This is a genomic window from Polaribacter batillariae (genome assembly GCF_017498485.1).
GTDB lineage: Bacteria > Bacteroidota > Bacteroidia > Flavobacteriales > Flavobacteriaceae > Polaribacter > Polaribacter batillariae.
Genome location: NZ_CP071795.1, coordinates 190584 through 209967, shown reverse-complemented (window position 1 = coordinate 209967; position 19384 = coordinate 190584). Strand labels below are relative to the sequence as shown.

Here is a 19384-nt window from a genome sequence, read left to right as displayed (position 1 = left end):
AATTATAAGGCAAAGATACAGGCAATATTCTCGTTTATTTTGGTATTTTAGACGGACATTGTTGTACTTTTAAAGGTTTATTAACTTAAAAAAAATACAAATACAGTTCAATTTTTATAGATTTGTACAATTATTTGATAAAAAGCAATAAAAATGCAAGTTTTAGAAACCTACAAACCTTTTGAAATACAAGAAATAAAGCTTTCGGAATGGAAACAAAGACCCACAAAAAACAATTATTTTGAGTTGGTTTTAATCAAGCAAGGTAAAGGAAAACAGTGCATTAACTACAACCAACATCAATATAAAGAAGGAAACATTTTTTTGTTGCCTCCTTTGCGTTGCCACTCTTTTAATATAAAAAAACCAACCACTTTCGTTTTTTTAAAGTTTACAGATGCTATTTTTAAGCATATTCATCATAAATCTATCAATAGAAACGAATGGTTTAAAGAGGCTTCTTACATTTTGGCAAACTATAATCAATTACCTGGAGATATTATTAAAAACGAATTGGATCGAAAACACATCGAACATTTAATGGCTATTATTTTACAGGAGTCTAGAAATTATGGAAACGAATCTGTTTCTTTAATTACTAGTTTAATGACGAGTATTTTAGAGTTAATTATCCGAAATATAAAAAATGCAGATGTTTTAAAAGTTTCCAACAGCAATACCGATCACAGAATTCTAAAAATGTTAGCTTATATCAATGAAAATATTCAAAAACCAGAACTTTTAAAAGTAGAACATTTAGCGTCTGTGTTTATGATGTCTCCCACTTATGTAAGTGAGTTTTTTAAAAAGCAAGTTAAAATTTCTTTGCGAGAATACATTATCAAAGCAAAGCTAAAATTGGTAGAAATACGTTTATTAAATTCCGACTATACACTTACACAAATTGCTGATGAATTGGCTTTTACAGATGTAAGCCACTTATCGAAAACCTTTAAACGATATGTGGGCACTTCTATTAAAGAATTTAAAAATAATGGAGAATATAGGTTGTTAAAACGTGTACCTACCTTTGCTGGGTAGCATTTATATATTCGATTTAAAATCTATATCCATTTGACAGTAAATTATTTTCTAAACGTGTAATTTATTTTGATAAAATTTACGAACTACAAAGAAAAAATACATAATTAAAAAAACAGCATATATTTTGAAATGAAGACCTTACAAACTCACAATTTTTCAAGAAATTAGGTCTTCGTAAATCATCTTTAAAATCTACATTTAAAATAATAACAATCCTAAAAATGAAAAAGATAACCACCATAAACCCAGCAACAGAAGAAGAGATAAAAAGTTACAATCGATTTTCTGCAAAAGAAGCCAAAGAAAAAATAACAAAAGCTAACGAGGCTTACCAAACTTGGAAAAAAACAAGTTTTGAAGAACGCTCTAAATTAATGCACAAATTAGCCATTATTTTTGAAGAAAACAAAGAAGAATATGCGCAATTAGCAACCCAAGAAATGGGAAAAATAATAAAGCAATCGCGTGCAGAAATAGAAAAATGTGCAAAAATTTGCAGGTATTATGCCAATAATATCAAAGAATTATTAGCAAACAAAATTGTTGAAACAGAAGCTCGTAAAAGTTATGTTACTTTTCAACCTTTGGGAGTTGCACTGGCAGTAATGCCCTGGAATTTTCCATTTTATCAAGTCATTCGTTTTGCTGCACCAGCAATTATGGCTGGAAATACCAGTGTTTTAAAACATGCTTCGAATGTGCAAGGTTGTGCTTTCGCTTTAGAAGAAGCATTTAAAAAAGCGGGCTTTCCTAAAGGTGTTTTTACCAACTTAAATTTAGAATCACAAGATATTAAAACCATTATTAAAGATAAAAATATTGTTGCAGTAACCTTAACAGGAAGCGAACCTGCAGGTCGTTCTATCGCTAAAATTGCAGGAGAAAATTTAAAGAAAACCGTTTTAGAGTTAGGAGGAAGTGATGCATACATCATTTTAGAAGATGCAGACTTAGAAAAAGCGACAGATTTAGCGACTTATGGACGTTTACAAAACAATGGACAAACTTGTATTGCTGCAAAACGCTTTATTGTTTTGGAAGAAATTTATGATAATTTTCTACAACTTTTTACCCAAAAAATGAAAGATGCAAAAATGGGAGCACCTACAAATGAAGATGTTTATTATGGACCGCTGGCAAGAATAGATTTACGAGACGAATTGCACAAACAAGTAGAAAAAACAGTAAAACAAGGTGGTAAATTGGTTTTAGGAGGCAAAATTCCTGATAGAAAAGGAGCCTATTATCCTGCCACTATTTTGGCAGATTTAAAAGTTGGAATGACCGCTTTTGACGAAGAATTGTTTGGGCCAGTTGCTTCTGTAATTAAAGCAAAAAACGAAAAAGAAGCGATTGAATTGGCAAACAGTTCTAACTTTGGGCTGGGCTCTGGAGTAATTACTGGCGATGTTCAAAGAGGAGAAAAAATAGCTTTACAACTAGAAGCAGGAAACAGTTTTGTAAATAAATTAGTGGTTTCTGACCCAAGATTACCATTTGGAGGCATTAAAAACTCTGGGTATGGTAGAGAACTTTCTAGCTACGGAATTCGTGAGTTTGTAAATACCAAATCTATTTGGATTGATTAAAAACCAATCCATAAAGTATATCGACATTTAAGAATAGATTTTCGAAAATGATTTTATAGTACTAATTTTACACTATGAAAAAATCCATTTCAGAAAAAATCTATTTTTTTTTAAATACTGATGATAAAAATGTTGATGAACATTTACCAAGAAACTACTCTTTACTATTATTAAATAGTATTTTTACCAAATTAGGAGACAGTTTAAGCAACCCCAAAACAGTATTGGCGTGGATTATGAATTCTATAAACGCCCCTGTTTACATGATTAGTTTTATTGTGCCTATTAGAGAATCTGGCTCTATGTTGCCTCAACTATTTTTGGCGAGTTACATTAAAACCAAAGCAAAAAGAAAATGGATTTTTGTTTTTGGGTCTATTTTTCAGTTTACATCTATTTTTGCAATTGCTTTAACGGCTTATTTTTTTGATGGGTTTATAGCAGGCAGCATCATTATTTTATTGCTAATAACTTTTAGTTTTTCGAGAAGTTTATGTTCTGTAAGTTCGAAAGATGTTTTAGGAAAAACAATCCCTAAAAACAAACGTGGAAAATTAAAAGGCTATACAGTTTCTGTATCTGGAGTTTTGACTTTATTCGCAGGTTTACTAATCATGTATCAATCGAAAAGCGATGCTTCTCTCCTATTTTATAGCGGAATTTTACTGTGTGCAAGTGCTATGTGGTTAATTTCTGCATTTATTTATTCAAAAATAAAAGAACCGAAAAGTAAAACCGAAAAAAATAAAGATACTTGGAAAGAAGTTTTACAGAGCATAAAATTGGTAAAAAAAGATCGCCGTTTTAAAAACTTTATTATTGTACGTTCACTTTTATTATGTTCTGCATTAACGGCCCCTTTTTACGTTTTGTTAGCGCAAGAAAATGTTGGAAAAGAAAGTTATTTATTAGGTTTATTTATTATTGCAAAAGGCGTTGCCTCTTTTTTAAGTGCACCTGTTTGGGGGAAAATGGCAGATGTTTCTAGTAAAAACGTAATGTCTTTTGCTACCATAATTGCCTCTTTTTTAGGAATTGGAATGTTTGTAATTATTGAAGTATTTACCGATTTCGCAAAAGTATTTTGGTTGTATCCTGTGGCTTTTTTTATCCTAGGCATTGCCCATAGTGGCGTAAGATTGGGCAGAAAAACCTATGTTGTAAATATGGCCGAAGGAAATAAAAGAACAGATTATGTTTCTGTAAGCAACACAATTATTGGCTTAATTTTACTAATCACTGGCGGAATTAGTGCTTTAGCATCACTCTTTTCTGTGGAACTAGTTTTGTTGGTTTTATCGATATTTGGTCTTTTAGGGGCATTTCTAAGTTACAAATTGCCAAATGTAGAGGCTCAATAAGATTAGAGTGTTACAATTTCTTCATCTTTATTATTTAAATACATATCTGCATATACCTTTGTAAAATGTGCTCCAAAAAACAGAATTAAACTAGAGTAAGAAACCCACAGCATAATTAAAATTACAGAACCTGCTGCCCCATAAGTAGAAGCGGGCTCCATTTCGCTAAAATACCAAGCCAATACATATTTACCAATTACAAATAAAATGGCAGTTAAGGCTGCGCCCACTTTTACAGCACGCCAACGTACTTTTTTACTGGGTAAATATTTAAACATGGCTGCAAATAAAATGTAAATAAATAAAATAGACATTAAAAAATCTACAACATAAATATATTCGAACAAATTATCTGGCACAAACTTTTCTATTCGTCTGCTAAATGAACTAATTAAAGCCGTTAAAATAAAACTAATTAGTAACAAAAAACCAATAATTAAAATAAAACCAAAGCTTTTTAAGCGATCGAAAATTATTTTTAAAAATTCGTTGGTTTTCGGGTTTTCTTTTACTTTCCATATTTTATCAAATGCAGCTTGTAATTGGTAAAAAACTCCTGTGGCACCATAAATAAGTGTTCCTACACCAATAATTGTTGTAAAAATAGAAACAGATTCATCTCCTCTATCTAACATCATTACTCTTATAGATTCTGCTGTTTGAATGCCTACAGCTTTTGTAATTTCGTCTAATAATTCTCCTTGTACAATTTCTCTTCCCCAGATATTTCCTACTAAATTTAAAATAATTACAATTAAAGCAGGTAAAGATAAAATGGCATAATAGGCAACAATGGCACTTAACTCGAAAGGACTACTATCTATCCAATTAATTCCTGTTTTTTTTAGTAGTTTAGGAAAATCTTTTAAAATTGTTTTTGCCTGCACAGTTTTATTTTTTGAATTGTAAAATTAGAGATATTCTTATTTTGTAAATTGCGCAGATGATAATTTTTTGAACTCATTCAAAAATTATTATATGGTTTAATAACTTAAGATAAACATAGCCAATAAAAAACTTTTTGGATTGATAAAAGAGAATTTGTTGGGATTCATTTTGTAGATAAAGATTTTTTTTTAATCCTTTTTACTCATATTAAATTACAAAAACACGAAGAATTTAAAGCTTATTTTGTGCTATCTTTAAAAAAAAGTCATTCTTAAAACTATTTCCTATGGGTATTTCTTTGTTACCAATAAATACTGAACTAGATGTTGTCTTTTCTATGTGCAAAATAGAAACTAAATAGGATTTATGAATTTGTACAAAATTTTCGTTTTGTAAACTTTCTTTGATATTTTTAAGTGAATTATAAGTAATAAACTCTTTGTTATTTAAATGAATAGCCACATAATTTTTTAAACTTTCTATATAAATAATATCAGAAACTGTAACTTTTACTAAGTTGTTTTTACGATCGGTTTTAATAAAAATAAAGTCTTTTTTTATTTTTTGTTGAATTGGAGTTTCTTTGCTACATATTTTATGAATTGCCTTGTAAAAGCGTTCAAAATCAAAAGGTTTTAATAAATAATCGATAGCATTAACAGAATAACTTTCTAAAGCAAATTGAGGGTAAGCTGTTGTAAAAATTACCTTTGTATTTTTAGGTATAATTTTTGAAAGTTGCAAACCCGTTAAATGTGGCATTTGTATGTCTAAGAAAATAATATCTACTTTTTCTTTTTCTAAAAAAGACAACGCCATTAAAGCGCTTGTAGATGTATATGTAAGTTCTAAAATAGAAATTTTAGCTATATAATTCTCTAATAACCTTATTGCTGGTGGTTCATCATCAACAATAATACATTTGTACTTTTTACTCATAAGGGTATTTTTAAATAGGCTTTAAAATATTCATTTTTATTAAAATAAGTTAACTTATAATGATCATTGTATATAGAGTTGAGTCTTTTTTTTATGTTTTCAGAACCTATACCAGAGCTAATATGGTTTACAGATTCCAAAATTTTATTTTGGGTTTCTAATTCTAATGCTTTTTTATTTATAACGATTTTAATTTCAGCAGGATTATTTTTGTCGTTTACAACACCATGCTTAAACAAATTTTCTACAAAATGAATTAAAATTAATGAGGGTATTTTTACATCAGTTAGATTTCCTTTAATTTCAAAAATTACAGCTAAATCATTTTCATAACGTCTACTGTAAATAGCAATATAATCTTCTAAAAATTGGACTTCTTTTTTAAGTAAAACAAAATCTTCTTTAGATTCATAGGTTACATATCTTAACAATTCTGATAAACGATGAATATCTTTTGCTGTCTCTGGCTTATCTTCTAATAAATCTACATAAAAAGCATTGAGTATATTAAATAAAAAGTGTGGACTTATTTGCGCTTTTAAAGCATTTAACTGTGCTTTTTCATGATTCTTTTTTTCTCTAAAATCTAAAAATAAATAAATTAAAGTACTGTATAAAATTGTATTTAATGCAAAATAAGAATTATCAAAAATATAATAGAAAAATTTTCTTGACCCTTCTACATAATTATGAATATTAAAAATATGATACAATACAATTTCATCTAGCACATATCTAAGACCTGCAAAAAGAAGTATAAGTCCTAAAAAGCAGATTACCAAGTACAGCCACATATTCTTTTTTAACAATTTTGGACATATGATACTAAAATTTATAAAATAAATAATAGTAGATGATAAATAAAAAGTAATATTTAAAGAAAAAAAATAAGGAGTAAAATTAGATAAGAATCCTTTTTTACCACCTAAAGTATAATCTTCAAAATAGCTCATAGCAATTAAAACTAATGCTAATAATAGATGATAATTTAATCCTTTTGGTAAACGCATTTACAAATTTATTCTTTTTAATATGATTTCTTTCTAATATTACATAAAGTAACAATTTATAAAGACAAACGCGTTTTTTTACAGTACAAACAAAAAATTCACCATAAAATTGTAATTGATTTAGTGTTTGATGTATTACATATAAAATAAGATTTTATAAATAATTTTAAAATTATGTTTGTTGAAAATTAAAATATATACAGATGAAGAATTTATACCTATTACTGGTTTTAGTATTTATTTCTTGCAATAATAAAAAAGAGAACCACACTACAAATAAAAACAAAAAAGCAGATTTAGAAGTATTACTTATAGGTACTTCTCATTGGAATAACTACAAAAGTAAGGGTGCAGATATAGCCCAAACAGACGAAATTGATATTCTTTCTGATAAATATCAAAAAGAATTAAATGAAATTATTGATAAAATAATAGCATTTAAACCAGATAAAATTTTTGTAGAAAGAACGGTTTTTTATCAACCTAAATTAGATTCTTTATACAATTTGTATAAATATAAAAATTGGGGTCGAAAATATAGAAATGAAATTTATCAACTTGGTTTTAAAACTGCTACAATATTAGATCATGATAGAGTTTATGGGGTAGATTATAGAGAAACATCTTTTCCTTACGGAAAATTAATGAGAGCTATGAAGGATGCCAATCAACAAGATTTAATAAGAGCCTCTGAAGGTGATCTTAAACAATTTGAAAGTCGATACAATAAATTAATTGCAGAAAAGAAACATTTAAAAGAAATACTTTATTTTTTAAATAGTAAAGAGCAAAGAAAACTAGATTTAGATTGGTATCTAAATAATGCAAATAAAGGAGGCTCGTTAGAAGAAACAACAGGTTCTTTTTTAGCTTCTGAGTGGATAAAAAGAAATATTTACACTTATGGTTTTATTCAAAAATATGTATCTTCAAAAGATAAAAAAATAATGATTATTATGGGATCTAGTCACATAGCAGTTTTAGACAATTTAATATCTTATAATAAAAATTGGCAAACAGTAGAATTAAAAGATATTATAGAAAACTAGTTATCTTCTTTTTCTGGAAGTAATAAAGTAAACTCCTGTTAATAAAATTGCAGAAGCAATTATAGATTGAGTAGAGATTTTTTCTTCTAAAAAATACCATCCCATAAATAAAGCAATTACAGGATTTACGTATGCAGAAGTGGCTACTTTTTCGGTTGAAACGACTTTTAGTAGGTAATTAAATGCTGTAAAAGCTACAATTCCGCCAAAAATAATTAAAAACAACATAGAAATTTGCACATTCGAAGTCCAACTGAGTGGAGATGTCCAATTTTCTTGGAAAAGGAAACTAATAAGTGCTAAAATACAACCCGCAATAAGCATTTGAATGCCTGTACTTACAAAGAAATTCTTTGGTAAATTTGCTTTTGATACAAAAACACTCCCATAACTCCACCCCAATACACAGCCCAACATTACTAAAATTCCTAAAATGGTTTCTTCTGAAGTAACTAATTCTTGCTGGCTCACTAATAAAATCATTCCTAAAATGCCTAAACAAACTCCAATAATCGATTTTTTTTGCATTGGTTTTCTGTCTAAAAAACGAAGAATTAATAACACAAATAAAGGTTGTGTAGAGGCTATTAAAGCTGCAAAACCACTATCTACATATTGTAAAGCCCAAACAAAAATACTATTTCCTAAAATTAGAAAAAACAAAGATGCAATTGCAGAATTAACAAGTTGTTTTTTGGTAATTTTAAGACTAAAACCTAAAATTTTAGCAATTAAGAGCATTAAAATTCCTGCTGTAGAAAAACGAATACAAGCCAAGAAAAATGGAGGCAATTCAGTAACTGCAACCTTATTAAATAAATAGGTAGAACCCCAAATAACATATATAGATATAAATGCTATGATTATTAAAATTTGAGATTTGTTTACTTTCATCGCTTAATTATTAGAAGTTGCGAAATTAGCATTTAAAATTAAGTCCTTATTATTTTTAATTGAGAATAAAAAAAGAACAAGAATTGTAACATAAACCAAATGCATAAAAAAAACCTCACAACTATTAAAAATTAAGAGTGAGGTTTATAAAATGATATAAATTTCTTTCGAAGTTTCTCTTTAAGCGATGTACGAAAGGTAAATACGAAAGGTAAAAATGATGTTAAAAAAATCTATTTTGCTGGTAAAACTTTACCTACACATTCTCCAAAACCAATACGTACATTATCATTTTTACAATATGCACGCATAATTACAGTATCGTTGTCGTTTATAAATTTACGAGTGGTTCCATCTTTTAAAGTGATAGGGTTTTGCCCTTTCCAAGTGAGTTCTAACATCGAACCAAAACTATCTTTTGTTGGTCCAGAAATGGTTCCAGAACCCATCATATCTCCAGCTTCTACAGGACAACCATTTACAGTATGGTGTGCCAATTGCTGTGCCATTGTCCAATACATATATTTAAAGTTCGAATTGGCAACAATGGTTTCTTCTCCATTTTCTGGCATAATACCCACTTGTAAATGAATATCGTAACTACCTTTTCCTTCTTGTTTTAAGTAAGGTAATGGTTCATAAACTTGTTTAGGATTCTCTGTTCTAAAAGGTTCTAAAGCATCTAAAGTTACTATCCAAGGAGAAATTGTAGAAGCAAAACTTTTGCCCAAAAATGGCCCTAAAGGTACATATTCCCAAGCTTGTATATCTCTTGCAGACCAATCGTTAAATTGTACCAAACCAAAAATATACTCTTCTGCATCTTCAATAGGAATTCTATCTCCTAAAACATTTGCATCTGTAGTTATAAAAGCCATTTCTAGTTCGAAATCTAATAATTTAGATGGTCCAAAATTAGGTTTGTTGCTTCCCTCAGAAGGTTTTGTTTGTCCATAAGGTCTTCTTATAGGAACACCAGAAGGAATTATAGAAGAGCTTCTTCCATGGTAACCAATAGGAATGTGCAACCAATTTGGCAATAATGCATTTTCTGGATCTCTAAATAAAGAACCAACGTTTGTGGCATGTTCTTTACTGGCATAAAAATCGGTATAATCGCCAACAGCAACTGGTAAAAGCATTTCTACTTCGTCCATTCTAAAAATAATTTTGTCTTTATGCGCTGCATTGTCTCTTAGGCGACCATTGGTTACATCAAAAACTTCTGCAATTCTATTTCTTACCAATCGCCATGTTTTACGACCATCTGCTATAAAATCGTTTAAATTATCTTGTAAAAAAATATCGTCTGTTAAGGGAATTCCATCGAAATATCCAAGTTGATGAAATGCACCTAAATCTATGGCAAAATCGCCAATTCTACTTCCAATAGTTATAATGTCGTCTCTGGTAATAAAAACTCCAAAGGGAATATTCTGAATTGGAAAGTCAGATTCTTTTTCTACTTTCAACCAAGATTTTCTATTCGGGTTATTTGCTGTTATGATCATTCTGTAAATTCTTTAATTTTGTTCAAACCTACATAATTTTTTATCATTTTGAAATAAAAAAAAGTAGGATTAATTTATTTTTAACATTGCTTTTTGTGAAAAATACAATTCTATTTAAAAACTACAAAATTTAATTGAAACTTGTTTTAATAAAGAGGGTTTTTTGTTACTTTTGGTGCACTTAAAAAACACAACTACAATGCAAATAGACAATCAAATTTTTGATCTTATTCAGGAAGAAAAAGAAAGACAATTAAATGGGTTAGAATTAATCGCTTCAGAAAACTTTGTAAGCGACCAAGTTATGCAAGCACAAGGTTCTATTTTAACCAATAAATATGCTGAAGGATATCCTGGAAAAAGATATTATGGAGGTTGTGAAATTGTAGATATTATAGAGCAAATTGCTATTGATAGGGCTAAAGAATTATTTGGTGCAGCATATGTAAATGTACAGCCACATTCTGGTTCTCAGGCAAATACAGCTGTTTTTGCAGCTTGTTTAAAGCCTGGAGATACAATTTTAGGCTTCGATTTATCTCATGGAGGGCATTTAACGCATGGTTCTCCTGTAAATTTTTCTGGTAAATTATACAATCCTGTATTTTATGGAGTAGATAAAGAAACAGGTACCATCGATTACCATCATTTAGAGCAACAAGCAAAAGAACACCAGCCTAAATTAATTATTGCGGGTGCTTCTGCATATTCTAGAGATATTAATTTCGAGAAATTTCGAGAAATTGCAGATCGTGTTGGCGCTATTTTAATGGCAGATATTTCTCATCCTGCAGGTTTAATTGCAAAAGGAATTTTAAATGACCCATTGCCTCATTGCCATATTGTTACTACTACAACTCACAAAACCTTACGAGGTCCAAGAGGAGGAATGATTATGATGGGAAAAGATTTTGAAAATCCGTTTGGAGAAACTTTAAAAAGTGGAAAACCAAAAATGATGTCGATGTTATTAAATTCTGCTGTTTTTCCTGGAAACCAAGGTGGTCCTTTAGAACATGTAATTGCAGCAAAAGCAATTGCTTTTGGAGAAGCTTTAACAGACGAATTTTTAGAGTATCAAATTCAAGTGAAGCAAAATGCTGCAACCATGGCAAAAGAATTTGTTGCAAGAGGTTATAATATTATCTCTGGAGGAACAGACAACCACTGTATGTTAATCGATTTAAGAAATAAAGATATTTCTGGTAAAGATGCCGAAATTGCTTTAGGAAAAGCAGACATTACTGTAAATAAAAACATGGTGCCTTTTGATGATAAAAGTCCGTTTGTAACTTCTGGAATTCGTATAGGAACCGCTGCAATTACCACTCGCGGTTTAAAAGAAGAAGACATGGTTGCTGTTGTTAATTTTATTGATGAAGCTATTAAAAACGCAAATAACGATGAAGCTTTACATGCTATTGCCGAGCGTGTAAACGAAATGATGAGTGCAAGAAGATTGTTTGTAATGTAGCCACATGGGGCTTTATTATTTATAGAAAGAAAAAAATAGTTTTTAGCTCGGAATTTACTTTCGAGCTAAAAACTATTTAGAAATCATCTAAAAACTACAAAGTTGCCAATCTACTATTTAATAAATAGCCATTATACATACTTTTATAATATACTTTCTTTTCTATAGATTCTATAACCGGAGTTGCAAAATCTTCTTCGTACATTTCTCCAATAACATTTAAACCACCAGGACTAAACACATTAATTTCCATTAGTTTATCGCCAACAATATCAATACCCACTAAAAACATGCCATCTTGTACCAACTTTGGTTTTACAATGTCTGCTAGTTTTAAAATTTGATCGGTTATTTTAACCGATTGTGGTTTTCCACCTGCATGAATATTGCTTCGAATGTCTCCAGAAGCATTTACACGTTGCATTATTGCGTACTTACCATTTACCTGTAAAGGTTTTCCATTCATTAAAAACAAACGAGTGTCTCCTTTTGTGGCTTCTGTTAAATATTCTTGGGCAATTACAAAACCGTCTCTACAAATAGCATCGATGGTTTGTGTAAGATTGTGTTCGTTTTTTTTATCCATCATAAAAACATTGGTTCCTCCAGAACCTTGTAATGGTTTTAAAATCATTTTTTGTTTTTGTGCTTTAAAAAACTCTTTTATTTCTAAATGATCTCTGGTAACAATGGTTTTTGGACGTAAGATTTCTGGAAAATGCTGAAAATACATTTTGTTTACAGCCCCTGCCAAACTTTTTGGATGATTTAAAACAATAACACCATTTCTCATGGCAATTTCTCCAAAAATAAATGCTGCATTTTGTGCCCAATCTCTTTCGTTAATCTCGTCTGCAGGGTTATTTCTTAAAAATAAGACATCTAAATTTTCTGAAGTTATTGTTGTAAATTCTTGATTTTGAACTGCTTTAAAATAGGTTTCTTGTGAGTTAAATTTTTTATCTTTTATAAATTTACACCTTACAGATAAATGCCCTCTTGAAGCGTAAGACAACTCTCCTACTCCAATAAAATAAACTTCATGGCCACGTTTGTAAGCAGCATACCCTAATGCAGGTGTTGTATAATTTGGTTTTTCTGTTTGATGATCGTTTATTATAAATGCTATTTTCATATCTTTTTTTTAATTTTTATTTTAATAAAAAGATTCGTTTATAGGTTTAATTTTAATTGACTAACTCTATAATATCTAAACCTTTGTATAATTTTTTTAATCTTTTTTGTACACTTTTTCTTTCTAAAAAACGAGGCAATTCTGGCTTTACTAATACGTTTCTGTATAAAAGTTCTTCAATTAATTCGGTATGTGTAATGTTAAATTTTCCGGTGTATAAATTCTCTAAACTTTTTCCTTCTTTTAAATATTTTAACAAATCTATTAATCCTGCTAAATACACTGCATCTTTGGTTAAACCACCACCTCTATAAACTCTCATAGTTATGTAATAGGCGATTCTTTCGGAGAATGCATACTTTTTACAAAGTTTCTTAAAAGTTTCGATAAATGTTAACCCATTTACCATAGATTGTACCCCAATTACTCTTCCTGCCAATAATCTTAATCTGTTTATAGTTAAACCGCCCACTAAATATTCTGCAATTACAGCAAGGCCTTCTTGCAATTGGTCATAGCCTTCGAAACCTTCGTACATTTGTTTTAATGGCTGACGTTTTCCATTGCAATAGGTTAAAATATGCGTGGCTACTTCATGCTGAATTAAAGCATCGCACCTATTTGCGTCCAAAGAAATTTCATCATTAATTAACAATTTTGTTTTGCTTACCATAATTCCTGCTACATCATTTCGAATTTCTACGGTTAAATCTAAATTTGGAAATTTTTCGTTATAATAATCTATTTCTTCTTGCGCATGTTTTGCAAACTCTACACAATTAAAACGTTTTTCGCTTCTTTTGGTTTCTCTTTTCGGAAAAGCTTTTAGAATTTTTTTGGCTTCTTTTAAAACTTTTTTATTAATAACACCATACAAGCTTTCTCCAACAAAACGAAAATTATCTGTTCCACGTTCTTCTAACATGGTTAATTGTTTTTCTATTTCTAGGCGTTTTCCTCTTAAAATAAATGCAATGGTTGGGTCTTCAATTTCATCAATAGCAATGTTGTAGAGTTTTCGTTTTTCTAATTCTGGATCAATAGAAATAAGTCGGTATTTAAACGAAGGTATTTTCTTAAATTTATTTTCTTTAAATTTTTTCCATTCCTCGTTACTATTTACAGGAGTTGTTCTTAAAAGAAAAGACATTCTTTCGCTAATCGCCGCTAATTGCGTATCTGATTCTCTAGTTACTGCATCTATATGTGTTTTACCAAGCATTAAATAATTATCGAAACTATCTGTTGTTTGTACTCTTATAAACTCGTAAACGGCTCTTTTTATCGTTTCTGAAAAAACACCATAAAATACTCTAAAAAACAAAGAATATAATTCGTTTGTGGCTGTATTTTTATATAAAACGGGTATTTGAATACCTATAATTAGCATTCCTGCTTTTTTAGAAGTGTCTAAATCTGCAAGAGGTTGTAGATGTTTTGGGTGTTTTAAATTATGATCGTTTACATTGGCAGATACATTTGGGTATGTATGATTTAATTTATTAAACCCTTCTTCTAAGGCTTTAGCGGTTTCTGAAGCAATTTTAACAGGACAGTTAATTTGAAACTTTGTACTTGTATTTTCGCTATCTGGCCAAACTTCTAAGACTAAAAAGGTTTCAAATTTTTCTGAAACAATTCGTCTTATTGCTTCTAAAAGTTTTGATATCTCTAGCTTTTCATGAACAATTAAGTAAGAAGCTTGTGTTTTAAGTAATCTTGAAAAATAAACATCTGGCTCTTTAAACCTGTAAATACAAATAAAAGGTAAAAATTTATCGATATGTAAAATTCCGTTGTTGGGTAATTCGTAGTTTAAAGGAGAGTCGCTATGTATTTTTTCACAAATTTCTTGTATTATATTCGAATCTATATGCTTATTTTTATTCATATAAACGATGTGCTTTATAAAATTCTTCTGCGTGTTTTTTTAATTCCGTTTTTAAGTATTGTTCTACAGAACGTACCACTTCTGGGTACATTATTTGTGCTAACTCGTCGCAATAAATTTTGGCAATTTCTGTGGCTAATACTAATGTATTTTTAAAATTTTGAGTGATGTATTTTAAGAAATAACCATTTCCTTGAAAGGTATCGTTAATTTTTGAAGTCGCTTTTATGCCATTTGGAAAAGGTGTTTTTGCTAAAATTTCTCGCCAAGATTCTACTACATTTCCAAAACGATTATTGTTTATATTATGGGTGCCTAAGTTCCAAGTAGGTACTTCTCTGGTCCAACGTTTCCAATTATAAGAGTGCATATCGTAAACGATGCAAACACCAAATTTTTCTTCTAATTTTGTGATTAGGGTGTGTACAACTTTATAGAAATTGGTATGTTTTTGTAAACTTTTTTCTTTTTGATTTGCTGGCAATGGGTTTTTCCACAATTGTTTTCCCCAGGCGTCTGTATAGATTGCAGATTCTGGATCTCTATTTAAATCGTATTCGAAACGAGAATCCATTCCTGCAATTACAATTGGGTGCGATTTTACCATTTCTTTTGTTTCTGGGTCTTCTTCGAACCAGCGTTCGTAAGCAGTATGCAAACAGTTATTCCATAATTCTTTTCGAAATTGATGCCCATTATGCACAGCTGCGCAGGCATAATGTACATATTCGTTAATTTTTATGGTAAACGAATAATCGTTAGAAACCGCTTCAAAAGTTTCTTCGTTTTTAATTTTACTTATAATTTCTTCTACAGTTAATTTTAACATTTTAGCCAATTGCTTTCTTTAAAATTCCAAATACTTTTTTCTCGTAAAAATCGACAGAACCATCAGCAAAAAACACCTGTTTTATGCTTCTTAATAATTCGTCTTTTTCTGTTTGGGTAAAATCGTTTTCATACAAATATTGCTGAATTTTATTCAAATTTTCTTCATCTGAATCTACGACTACTTCTGTATGAATTTTATGAAAAGTTTTTTCGTCGATTTTAGAAAGTATATAATCTTGTTCGTTTTTATCTTCAATATGATTGCAATGTGCTGCGTATAAGAGCACATAAGCTTCAAATTCTTTTTTGGTCCAATCTAAATTCATAATTTATAATGCTATTGGTAAATTAGTTGTACTGCCCCACTCTGTCCAAGAACCATCGTAAACTGCAACGTTTTTAACGCCTGCAATTTCGGCGCCCAAAGCTAAAATAGAGGCTGTGATTCCTGAACCGCAAGTAAAAATTATTTGTTTTTTATTTTTATAATCTTTAAAAATATCTTCTAGTACTTCTTTTGATTTCATTTTTCCATTTTGCTGAATTTCTGTAAAAGGCAAATTTACGGAATTAGGAATATGACCACTTTTTAAATCGTTTCTTGGTTCTGGCTCTGTTCCATAAAAGCGTCCTTTAGAACGTGCATCTACAATTAAAACCTCTTTTTTTTCGATAGAATTGAGAACGTCTTTGGTGAAAATTAATTTTTCTGGTTTATAATTTACTTTGAAATTTCCTTTTTTAGGTTGCTGATTTTTAGGGCTTTCAATTGGATGTTTTTTTGCTTTCCACGCTGGCAAACCTCCATCTAAAACAGCTACATTGTTAAAACCCATTAACTGAAACATCCACCAAACTCTTGGTGAAGAATAGACGCCTAAATCGTCATAACAAACAAGTGCAGCATTTTTTTGGATGCCTAATTCTTGTGCTTTTTCTTGAAATTCTTTTGCTGATAAAACAGTGTTCGGTAAGGGTGAATTTTTATTTGAAAATATGTTTTTTAAATCAAAAAAAATGGCGCCTTTAATCTGTTTTTTAACTGTAGAATTTTGTGATTTGTTAGTTACTTTTGGAATGGTACAGTCTAAAATTGTTAAATTTTCGTTCTCTAAATTGTTGTATAACCAATCTACAGAAACCAAAGGTGAGTTTATCTTTAAGGACATCGCAAATATGTTTTTAAGTTGTATTTATTTTTTCTTCTAAAGTCGTAAAGAAATAAGTTTAAAATTTTAGTATTTACAAAAACTCTAACCAAAAACGACCAACTGAAGATTACCTAAGAAACAACTCTAAGCTTCATCTACCAATTTTTTTAAACTAGATTTGCGTCTAAATGCAGCATCTTTTTCTAAAACTTTACTTTCCATAAAATTAACTACCTTTTCTTGAATTCTTGTTTTATAAACTTTGTTCATATAAGTAATGCCACCTGGAGACATTACATTTACTTCTACTAATTTTCCTCCAATTACATCTATACCCACAAAATAAAGGCCGTCTTTTACCAATTTTGGACCAATTCTATTACACAACTTTTTCTCTTCTGCTGTTAATTTATGTTTGGCAATGCTTCCGCCAGCAGAAACATTAGATCTATGATCTTTTTCTCCAGGAATTCTTCGCATTGCTCCAATAGGAATTCCGTTTAAAATTAGCACACGCACATCTCCTTGGTCTGCTCCTTCTATATATTCTTGCAAAATTACATAATCTGAGCCACCATCGTTTTTACTAATGTAAAAATCTAGCAACGAATTGATGTTTCCCATCGCAGATTTTTCAATTAAAATAACTCCAGAACCTCCAAAACCATTTAATGGTTTTAAAATCATTTTATCGGAAGCAGATTCTTCGATCATTTTAATTAAATAATCTTTATTTTTTGAAACGTGTGTTACAGGAATTACCTCGTTATTAGGGTCTTCGAAAACAGCTGTGTACAATTTGTTATTCGCTTCGCGCATGCCTTGTACAGAGTTTATAATAAACACATCGTCTTTTACAGAATCTAAAAAATTTAGCATTAATGGGTCTAAAGGTGGTTCTGCACGCATAAAAATAACGTCGAAACCAGCCAAAGGAAGCATTTCTTCTCTTGTAGTTGTTTTGTTATAAAACGATTTTATGCTAGATGGTACTTTTTCTATTCGGTTTAAAATGGTACAAAATGCATTGGTAACACTGTTTCTAATGGTTAAATTAGAAGGTGTACAAATGGCAACTCCATGACCTCTTTTTGCACATTCGTGAATTAAGGTTAAAGATGTATCGTTTTCTGGAGATTTTATGCTCTCCCAAGGATACATTAAAAAACATACGTTCATATTTATTTTTTTAAATTTTTAAATTTCTTATAAAGTAGCAAGTTTTATTATAAAAACTTTAACTCAACACTGCTTGACTGCTAACTGAATACTGAAGACTGCCAACTGAATATTACTTTACTTTATCGTAATTATCGTCCCAATTTTTAGGTTTAGGATCGTGTAATTTTCCTAAAGATTTGGCTACCAGCATAGATACAGTTGCGTCTCCTGTAACATTTACAGTGGTTCTACACATGTCTAAAGGCCTATCTACCGCAAAAATTAGTGCCAACCCAATTGGTAATAATTCTTCAGGAAAACCAATAGATTCTAAAACAATTACCAACATTACCATTCCTGCACTTGGTACAGCTGCAGAGCCAATGGAAGCTAATAAGGCTGTTAAAACAATTACTAATTGATTGGAAAACGTTAAGCCTTCTGGCCAAATTACTTGCATAATAAATACTGCTGCAATTCCTTGATATAAGCTTGTTCCGTCCATATTTATAGTAGCTCCAACTGGTAAAACAAACCCAGAGACTTCTTTATCTACACCTAAATGTTCTTCTACTCTTTCCATTGTTACGGGTAAAGTTGCGGCACTCGAACTGGTAGAAAAAGCTAATAATTGTGCTGGACTTATTTGCTTTAAAAACCACATAGGCGATTTTTTTGCGTAAACACTTACTAAAATTAAGTAGAAACCAATCATTAAAGCTAAACCTCCAATAACACATAAAGCATAAACTAATAGTTTTAAAAGAATTTCGGTATCGTCGAAGGCAATAATTACGTTTGCTAACAATGCAAATACTGCATAAGGAGCAAAAAGCATGATTAAATCTACCATTTTCATGACCATTTCGTTTAACGAATCGAAAAAATCCATTAAAGGCTTTGATTTTTTTTCTGGAATTAAGAGTAAAGAAATTCCAACAAACATGGCAAAAAAGATAATTTGTAACATACTTGCATCTGCAAAAGATTGAAAAATATTACTAGGAAAAATATCTACCAATGCTTGTAAAGGGCCAGCATCTTTTTGAGCAGATGCTTTTACTAGCTTGTCTGTAACTCCAGAATCTGTCTCATATTTCATTTTTATTTTCTCTATGGTGTCTGCAGACATACCAACCCCAGGTTTCACTAAGTTTACAATTCCTAAACCAATAATAATTGCTACTAAAGTGGTCGCTACATAAATAGAAATGGTTCTTAACCCCATTTTTTTAATTTTAGAAATGTCTTTTAAATCGGATATTCCTTTAATTAAAGAGGCTAAAATTAGTGGAACTGCTATTAATTTTAAAAGATTGATAAAGATCGTTCCAAATGGTTTTATCCAATCTGTAACAAAGCCTTTACCTCCATCTACAGTATTCATTATAAAACCGAAAATGATACCTAATACCATTCCTATTAAAATTTTCCAGTGTAATGCTATTTTTTTCAT

Annotated in this window: 17 protein-coding genes; 5 read left to right on the top strand and 12 right to left on the bottom strand. The window is 30.0% G+C overall.

From position 1 onward, the window contains the following. The first annotated feature begins 153 nt into the window (after positions 1 to 153). The 3 genes from JL193_RS00890 (at position 154) to JL193_RS00880 (ending at position 3994) form a co-directional block, all read left to right on the top strand. Positions 154 to 1041 carry an AraC family transcriptional regulator gene (locus tag JL193_RS00890; protein WP_207972052.1) on the top strand — a complete coding sequence of 296 codons (888 nt, stop codon included), beginning with the start codon at positions 154 to 156 and terminating at the stop codon, positions 1039 to 1041. 224 nt (positions 1042 to 1265) lie between these two features. After that, positions 1266 to 2633, top strand: a complete 1368-nt coding sequence (locus JL193_RS00885; RefSeq protein WP_207972051.1) for an NAD-dependent succinate-semialdehyde dehydrogenase — start codon at positions 1266 to 1268, stop codon at positions 2631 to 2633. A gap of 74 nt (positions 2634 to 2707) precedes the next feature. After that, a complete protein-coding gene (locus JL193_RS00880; protein WP_207972050.1) occupies positions 2708 to 3994 on the top strand; it encodes an MFS transporter in 1287 nt (428 codons plus the stop codon). A 2-nt stretch (positions 3995 to 3996) separates the two neighbouring features. Here JL193_RS00880 and JL193_RS00875 read toward each other — a convergent pair whose 3' ends face one another. From JL193_RS00875 to JL193_RS00865, 3 genes are all read right to left on the bottom strand, one after another. Then, the gene (locus JL193_RS00875) at positions 3997 to 4881 is read right to left on the bottom strand and encodes a YihY/virulence factor BrkB family protein (RefSeq protein WP_207972049.1); all 885 of its coding nucleotides are present in this window, start codon (positions 4879 to 4881) and stop codon (positions 3997 to 3999) included. A gap of 232 nt (positions 4882 to 5113) precedes the next feature. Continuing rightward, positions 5114 to 5821, bottom strand: coding sequence for a LytR/AlgR family response regulator transcription factor (locus tag JL193_RS00870; RefSeq protein WP_207972048.1), 708 nt, complete (start codon positions 5819 to 5821; stop codon positions 5114 to 5116). Then, positions 5818 to 6831, bottom strand: a complete 1014-nt coding sequence (locus JL193_RS00865) for a sensor histidine kinase (protein ID WP_207972047.1) — start codon at positions 6829 to 6831, stop codon at positions 5818 to 5820. The genes JL193_RS00870 and JL193_RS00865 overlap by 4 nt, the downstream gene beginning before the upstream one ends. Positions 6832 to 7034: 203 nt before the next feature. On the opposite strand from JL193_RS00865, the gene JL193_RS00860 reads away from it, so the two are divergent. Then, positions 7035 to 7880 carry a DUF5694 domain-containing protein gene (locus JL193_RS00860; protein ID WP_207972046.1) on the top strand — a complete coding sequence of 282 codons (846 nt, stop codon included), beginning with the start codon at positions 7035 to 7037 and terminating at the stop codon, positions 7878 to 7880. Here the strand turns inward: JL193_RS00860 and JL193_RS00855 are convergent, their stop codons facing one another. Further along, on the bottom strand, positions 7881 to 8774 hold the full coding sequence (locus JL193_RS00855; RefSeq protein WP_207972045.1) for an EamA family transporter: 894 nt from the start codon (positions 8772 to 8774) through the stop codon (positions 7881 to 7883). Between the two features lie 233 nt (positions 8775 to 9007). Then, positions 9008 to 10285: a fumarylacetoacetase gene (fahA, locus tag JL193_RS00850; RefSeq protein ID WP_207972044.1), complete on the bottom strand. Its 1278-nt coding sequence runs from the start codon at positions 10283 to 10285 to the stop codon at positions 9008 to 9010. A gap of 199 nt (positions 10286 to 10484) precedes the next feature. On the opposite strand from fahA, the gene glyA reads away from it, so the two are divergent. Beyond that, the gene (gene glyA, locus JL193_RS00845) at positions 10485 to 11759 is read left to right on the top strand and encodes a serine hydroxymethyltransferase (RefSeq protein ID WP_207972043.1); all 1275 of its coding nucleotides are present in this window, start codon (positions 10485 to 10487) and stop codon (positions 11757 to 11759) included. A 94-nt stretch (positions 11760 to 11853) separates the two neighbouring features. On the opposite strand, the gene JL193_RS00840 is transcribed toward glyA, so the two are convergent. The 7 genes from JL193_RS00840 to JL193_RS00810 all read right to left on the bottom strand — a co-directional run bounded on the left by JL193_RS00840 (position 11854) and on the right by JL193_RS00810 (position 19384). Beyond that, positions 11854 to 12894 (bottom strand): glutathione synthetase, encoded by a 1041-nt coding sequence (locus JL193_RS00840; protein WP_207972042.1) that lies wholly within the window; start codon positions 12892 to 12894, stop codon positions 11854 to 11856. Positions 12895 to 12946: 52 nt separating this feature from the next. After that, a complete protein-coding gene (locus JL193_RS00835) occupies positions 12947 to 14785 on the bottom strand; it encodes a peptidase MATCAP family protein (RefSeq protein WP_207972041.1) in 1839 nt (612 codons plus the stop codon). Continuing rightward, positions 14778 to 15614: an N-formylglutamate amidohydrolase gene (locus JL193_RS00830; protein WP_207973351.1), complete on the bottom strand. Its 837-nt coding sequence runs from the start codon at positions 15612 to 15614 to the stop codon at positions 14778 to 14780. Before JL193_RS00830 ends, JL193_RS00835 begins: the two co-directional genes overlap by 8 nt. A 1-nt stretch (position 15615) precedes the next feature. Continuing rightward, on the bottom strand, positions 15616 to 15942 hold the full coding sequence (locus JL193_RS00825) for a hypothetical protein (protein ID WP_207972040.1): 327 nt from the start codon (positions 15940 to 15942) through the stop codon (positions 15616 to 15618). 3 nt (positions 15943 to 15945) lie between these two features. Next, the gene (locus JL193_RS00820; protein ID WP_207972039.1) at positions 15946 to 16785 is read right to left on the bottom strand and encodes a sulfurtransferase; all 840 of its coding nucleotides are present in this window, start codon (positions 16783 to 16785) and stop codon (positions 15946 to 15948) included. A 126-nt stretch (positions 16786 to 16911) separates the two neighbouring features. Beyond that, positions 16912 to 17946: a glutathione synthase gene (gene gshB, locus JL193_RS00815; RefSeq protein ID WP_207972038.1), complete on the bottom strand. Its 1035-nt coding sequence runs from the start codon at positions 17944 to 17946 to the stop codon at positions 16912 to 16914. Positions 17947 to 18058: 112 nt separating this feature from the next. Further along, the gene (locus JL193_RS00810; RefSeq protein ID WP_207972037.1) at positions 18059 to 19384 is read right to left on the bottom strand and encodes a dicarboxylate/amino acid:cation symporter; all 1326 of its coding nucleotides are present in this window, start codon (positions 19382 to 19384) and stop codon (positions 18059 to 18061) included.

Bases quoted from the DNA above. Each gene is read 5' to 3' on its own strand.
- JL193_RS00890 (WP_207972052.1), top strand. From the start codon at position 154: ATGCAAGTTTTAGAAACCTACAAACCTTTTGAAATACAAGAAATAAAG.
- JL193_RS00885 (WP_207972051.1), top strand. From the start codon at position 1,266: ATGAAAAAGATAACCACCATAAACCCAGCAACAGAAGAAGAGATAAAA.
- JL193_RS00880 (WP_207972050.1), top strand. From the start codon at position 2,708: ATGAAAAAATCCATTTCAGAAAAAATCTATTTTTTTTTAAATACTGAT.
- JL193_RS00870 (WP_207972048.1), bottom strand. From the start codon at position 5,821: ATGAGTAAAAAGTACAAATGTATTATTGTTGATGATGAACCACCAGCA.
- JL193_RS00865 (WP_207972047.1), bottom strand. From the start codon at position 6,831: ATGCGTTTACCAAAAGGATTAAATTATCATCTATTATTAGCATTAGTT.
- JL193_RS00860 (WP_207972046.1), top strand. From the start codon at position 7,035: ATGAAGAATTTATACCTATTACTGGTTTTAGTATTTATTTCTTGCAAT.
- JL193_RS00855 (WP_207972045.1), bottom strand. From the start codon at position 8,774: ATGAAAGTAAACAAATCTCAAATTTTAATAATCATAGCATTTATATCT.
- fahA (WP_207972044.1), bottom strand. From the start codon at position 10,285: ATGATCATAACAGCAAATAACCCGAATAGAAAATCTTGGTTGAAAGTA.
- glyA (WP_207972043.1), top strand. From the start codon at position 10,485: ATGCAAATAGACAATCAAATTTTTGATCTTATTCAGGAAGAAAAAGAA.
- JL193_RS00840 (WP_207972042.1), bottom strand. From the start codon at position 12,894: ATGAAAATAGCATTTATAATAAACGATCATCAAACAGAAAAACCAAAT.
- JL193_RS00835 (WP_207972041.1), bottom strand. From the start codon at position 14,785: ATGAATAAAAATAAGCATATAGATTCGAATATAATACAAGAAATTTGT.
- JL193_RS00830 (WP_207973351.1), bottom strand. From the start codon at position 15,614: ATGTTAAAATTAACTGTAGAAGAAATTATAAGTAAAATTAAAAACGAA.
- JL193_RS00825 (WP_207972040.1), bottom strand. From the start codon at position 15,942: ATGAATTTAGATTGGACCAAAAAAGAATTTGAAGCTTATGTGCTCTTA.
- JL193_RS00820 (WP_207972039.1), bottom strand. From the start codon at position 16,785: ATGTCCTTAAAGATAAACTCACCTTTGGTTTCTGTAGATTGGTTATAC.
- gshB (WP_207972038.1), bottom strand. From the start codon at position 17,946: ATGAACGTATGTTTTTTAATGTATCCTTGGGAGAGCATAAAATCTCCA.
- JL193_RS00810 (WP_207972037.1), bottom strand. From the start codon at position 19,384: ATGAAAAAAATAGCATTACACTGGAAAATTTTAATAGGAATGGTATTA.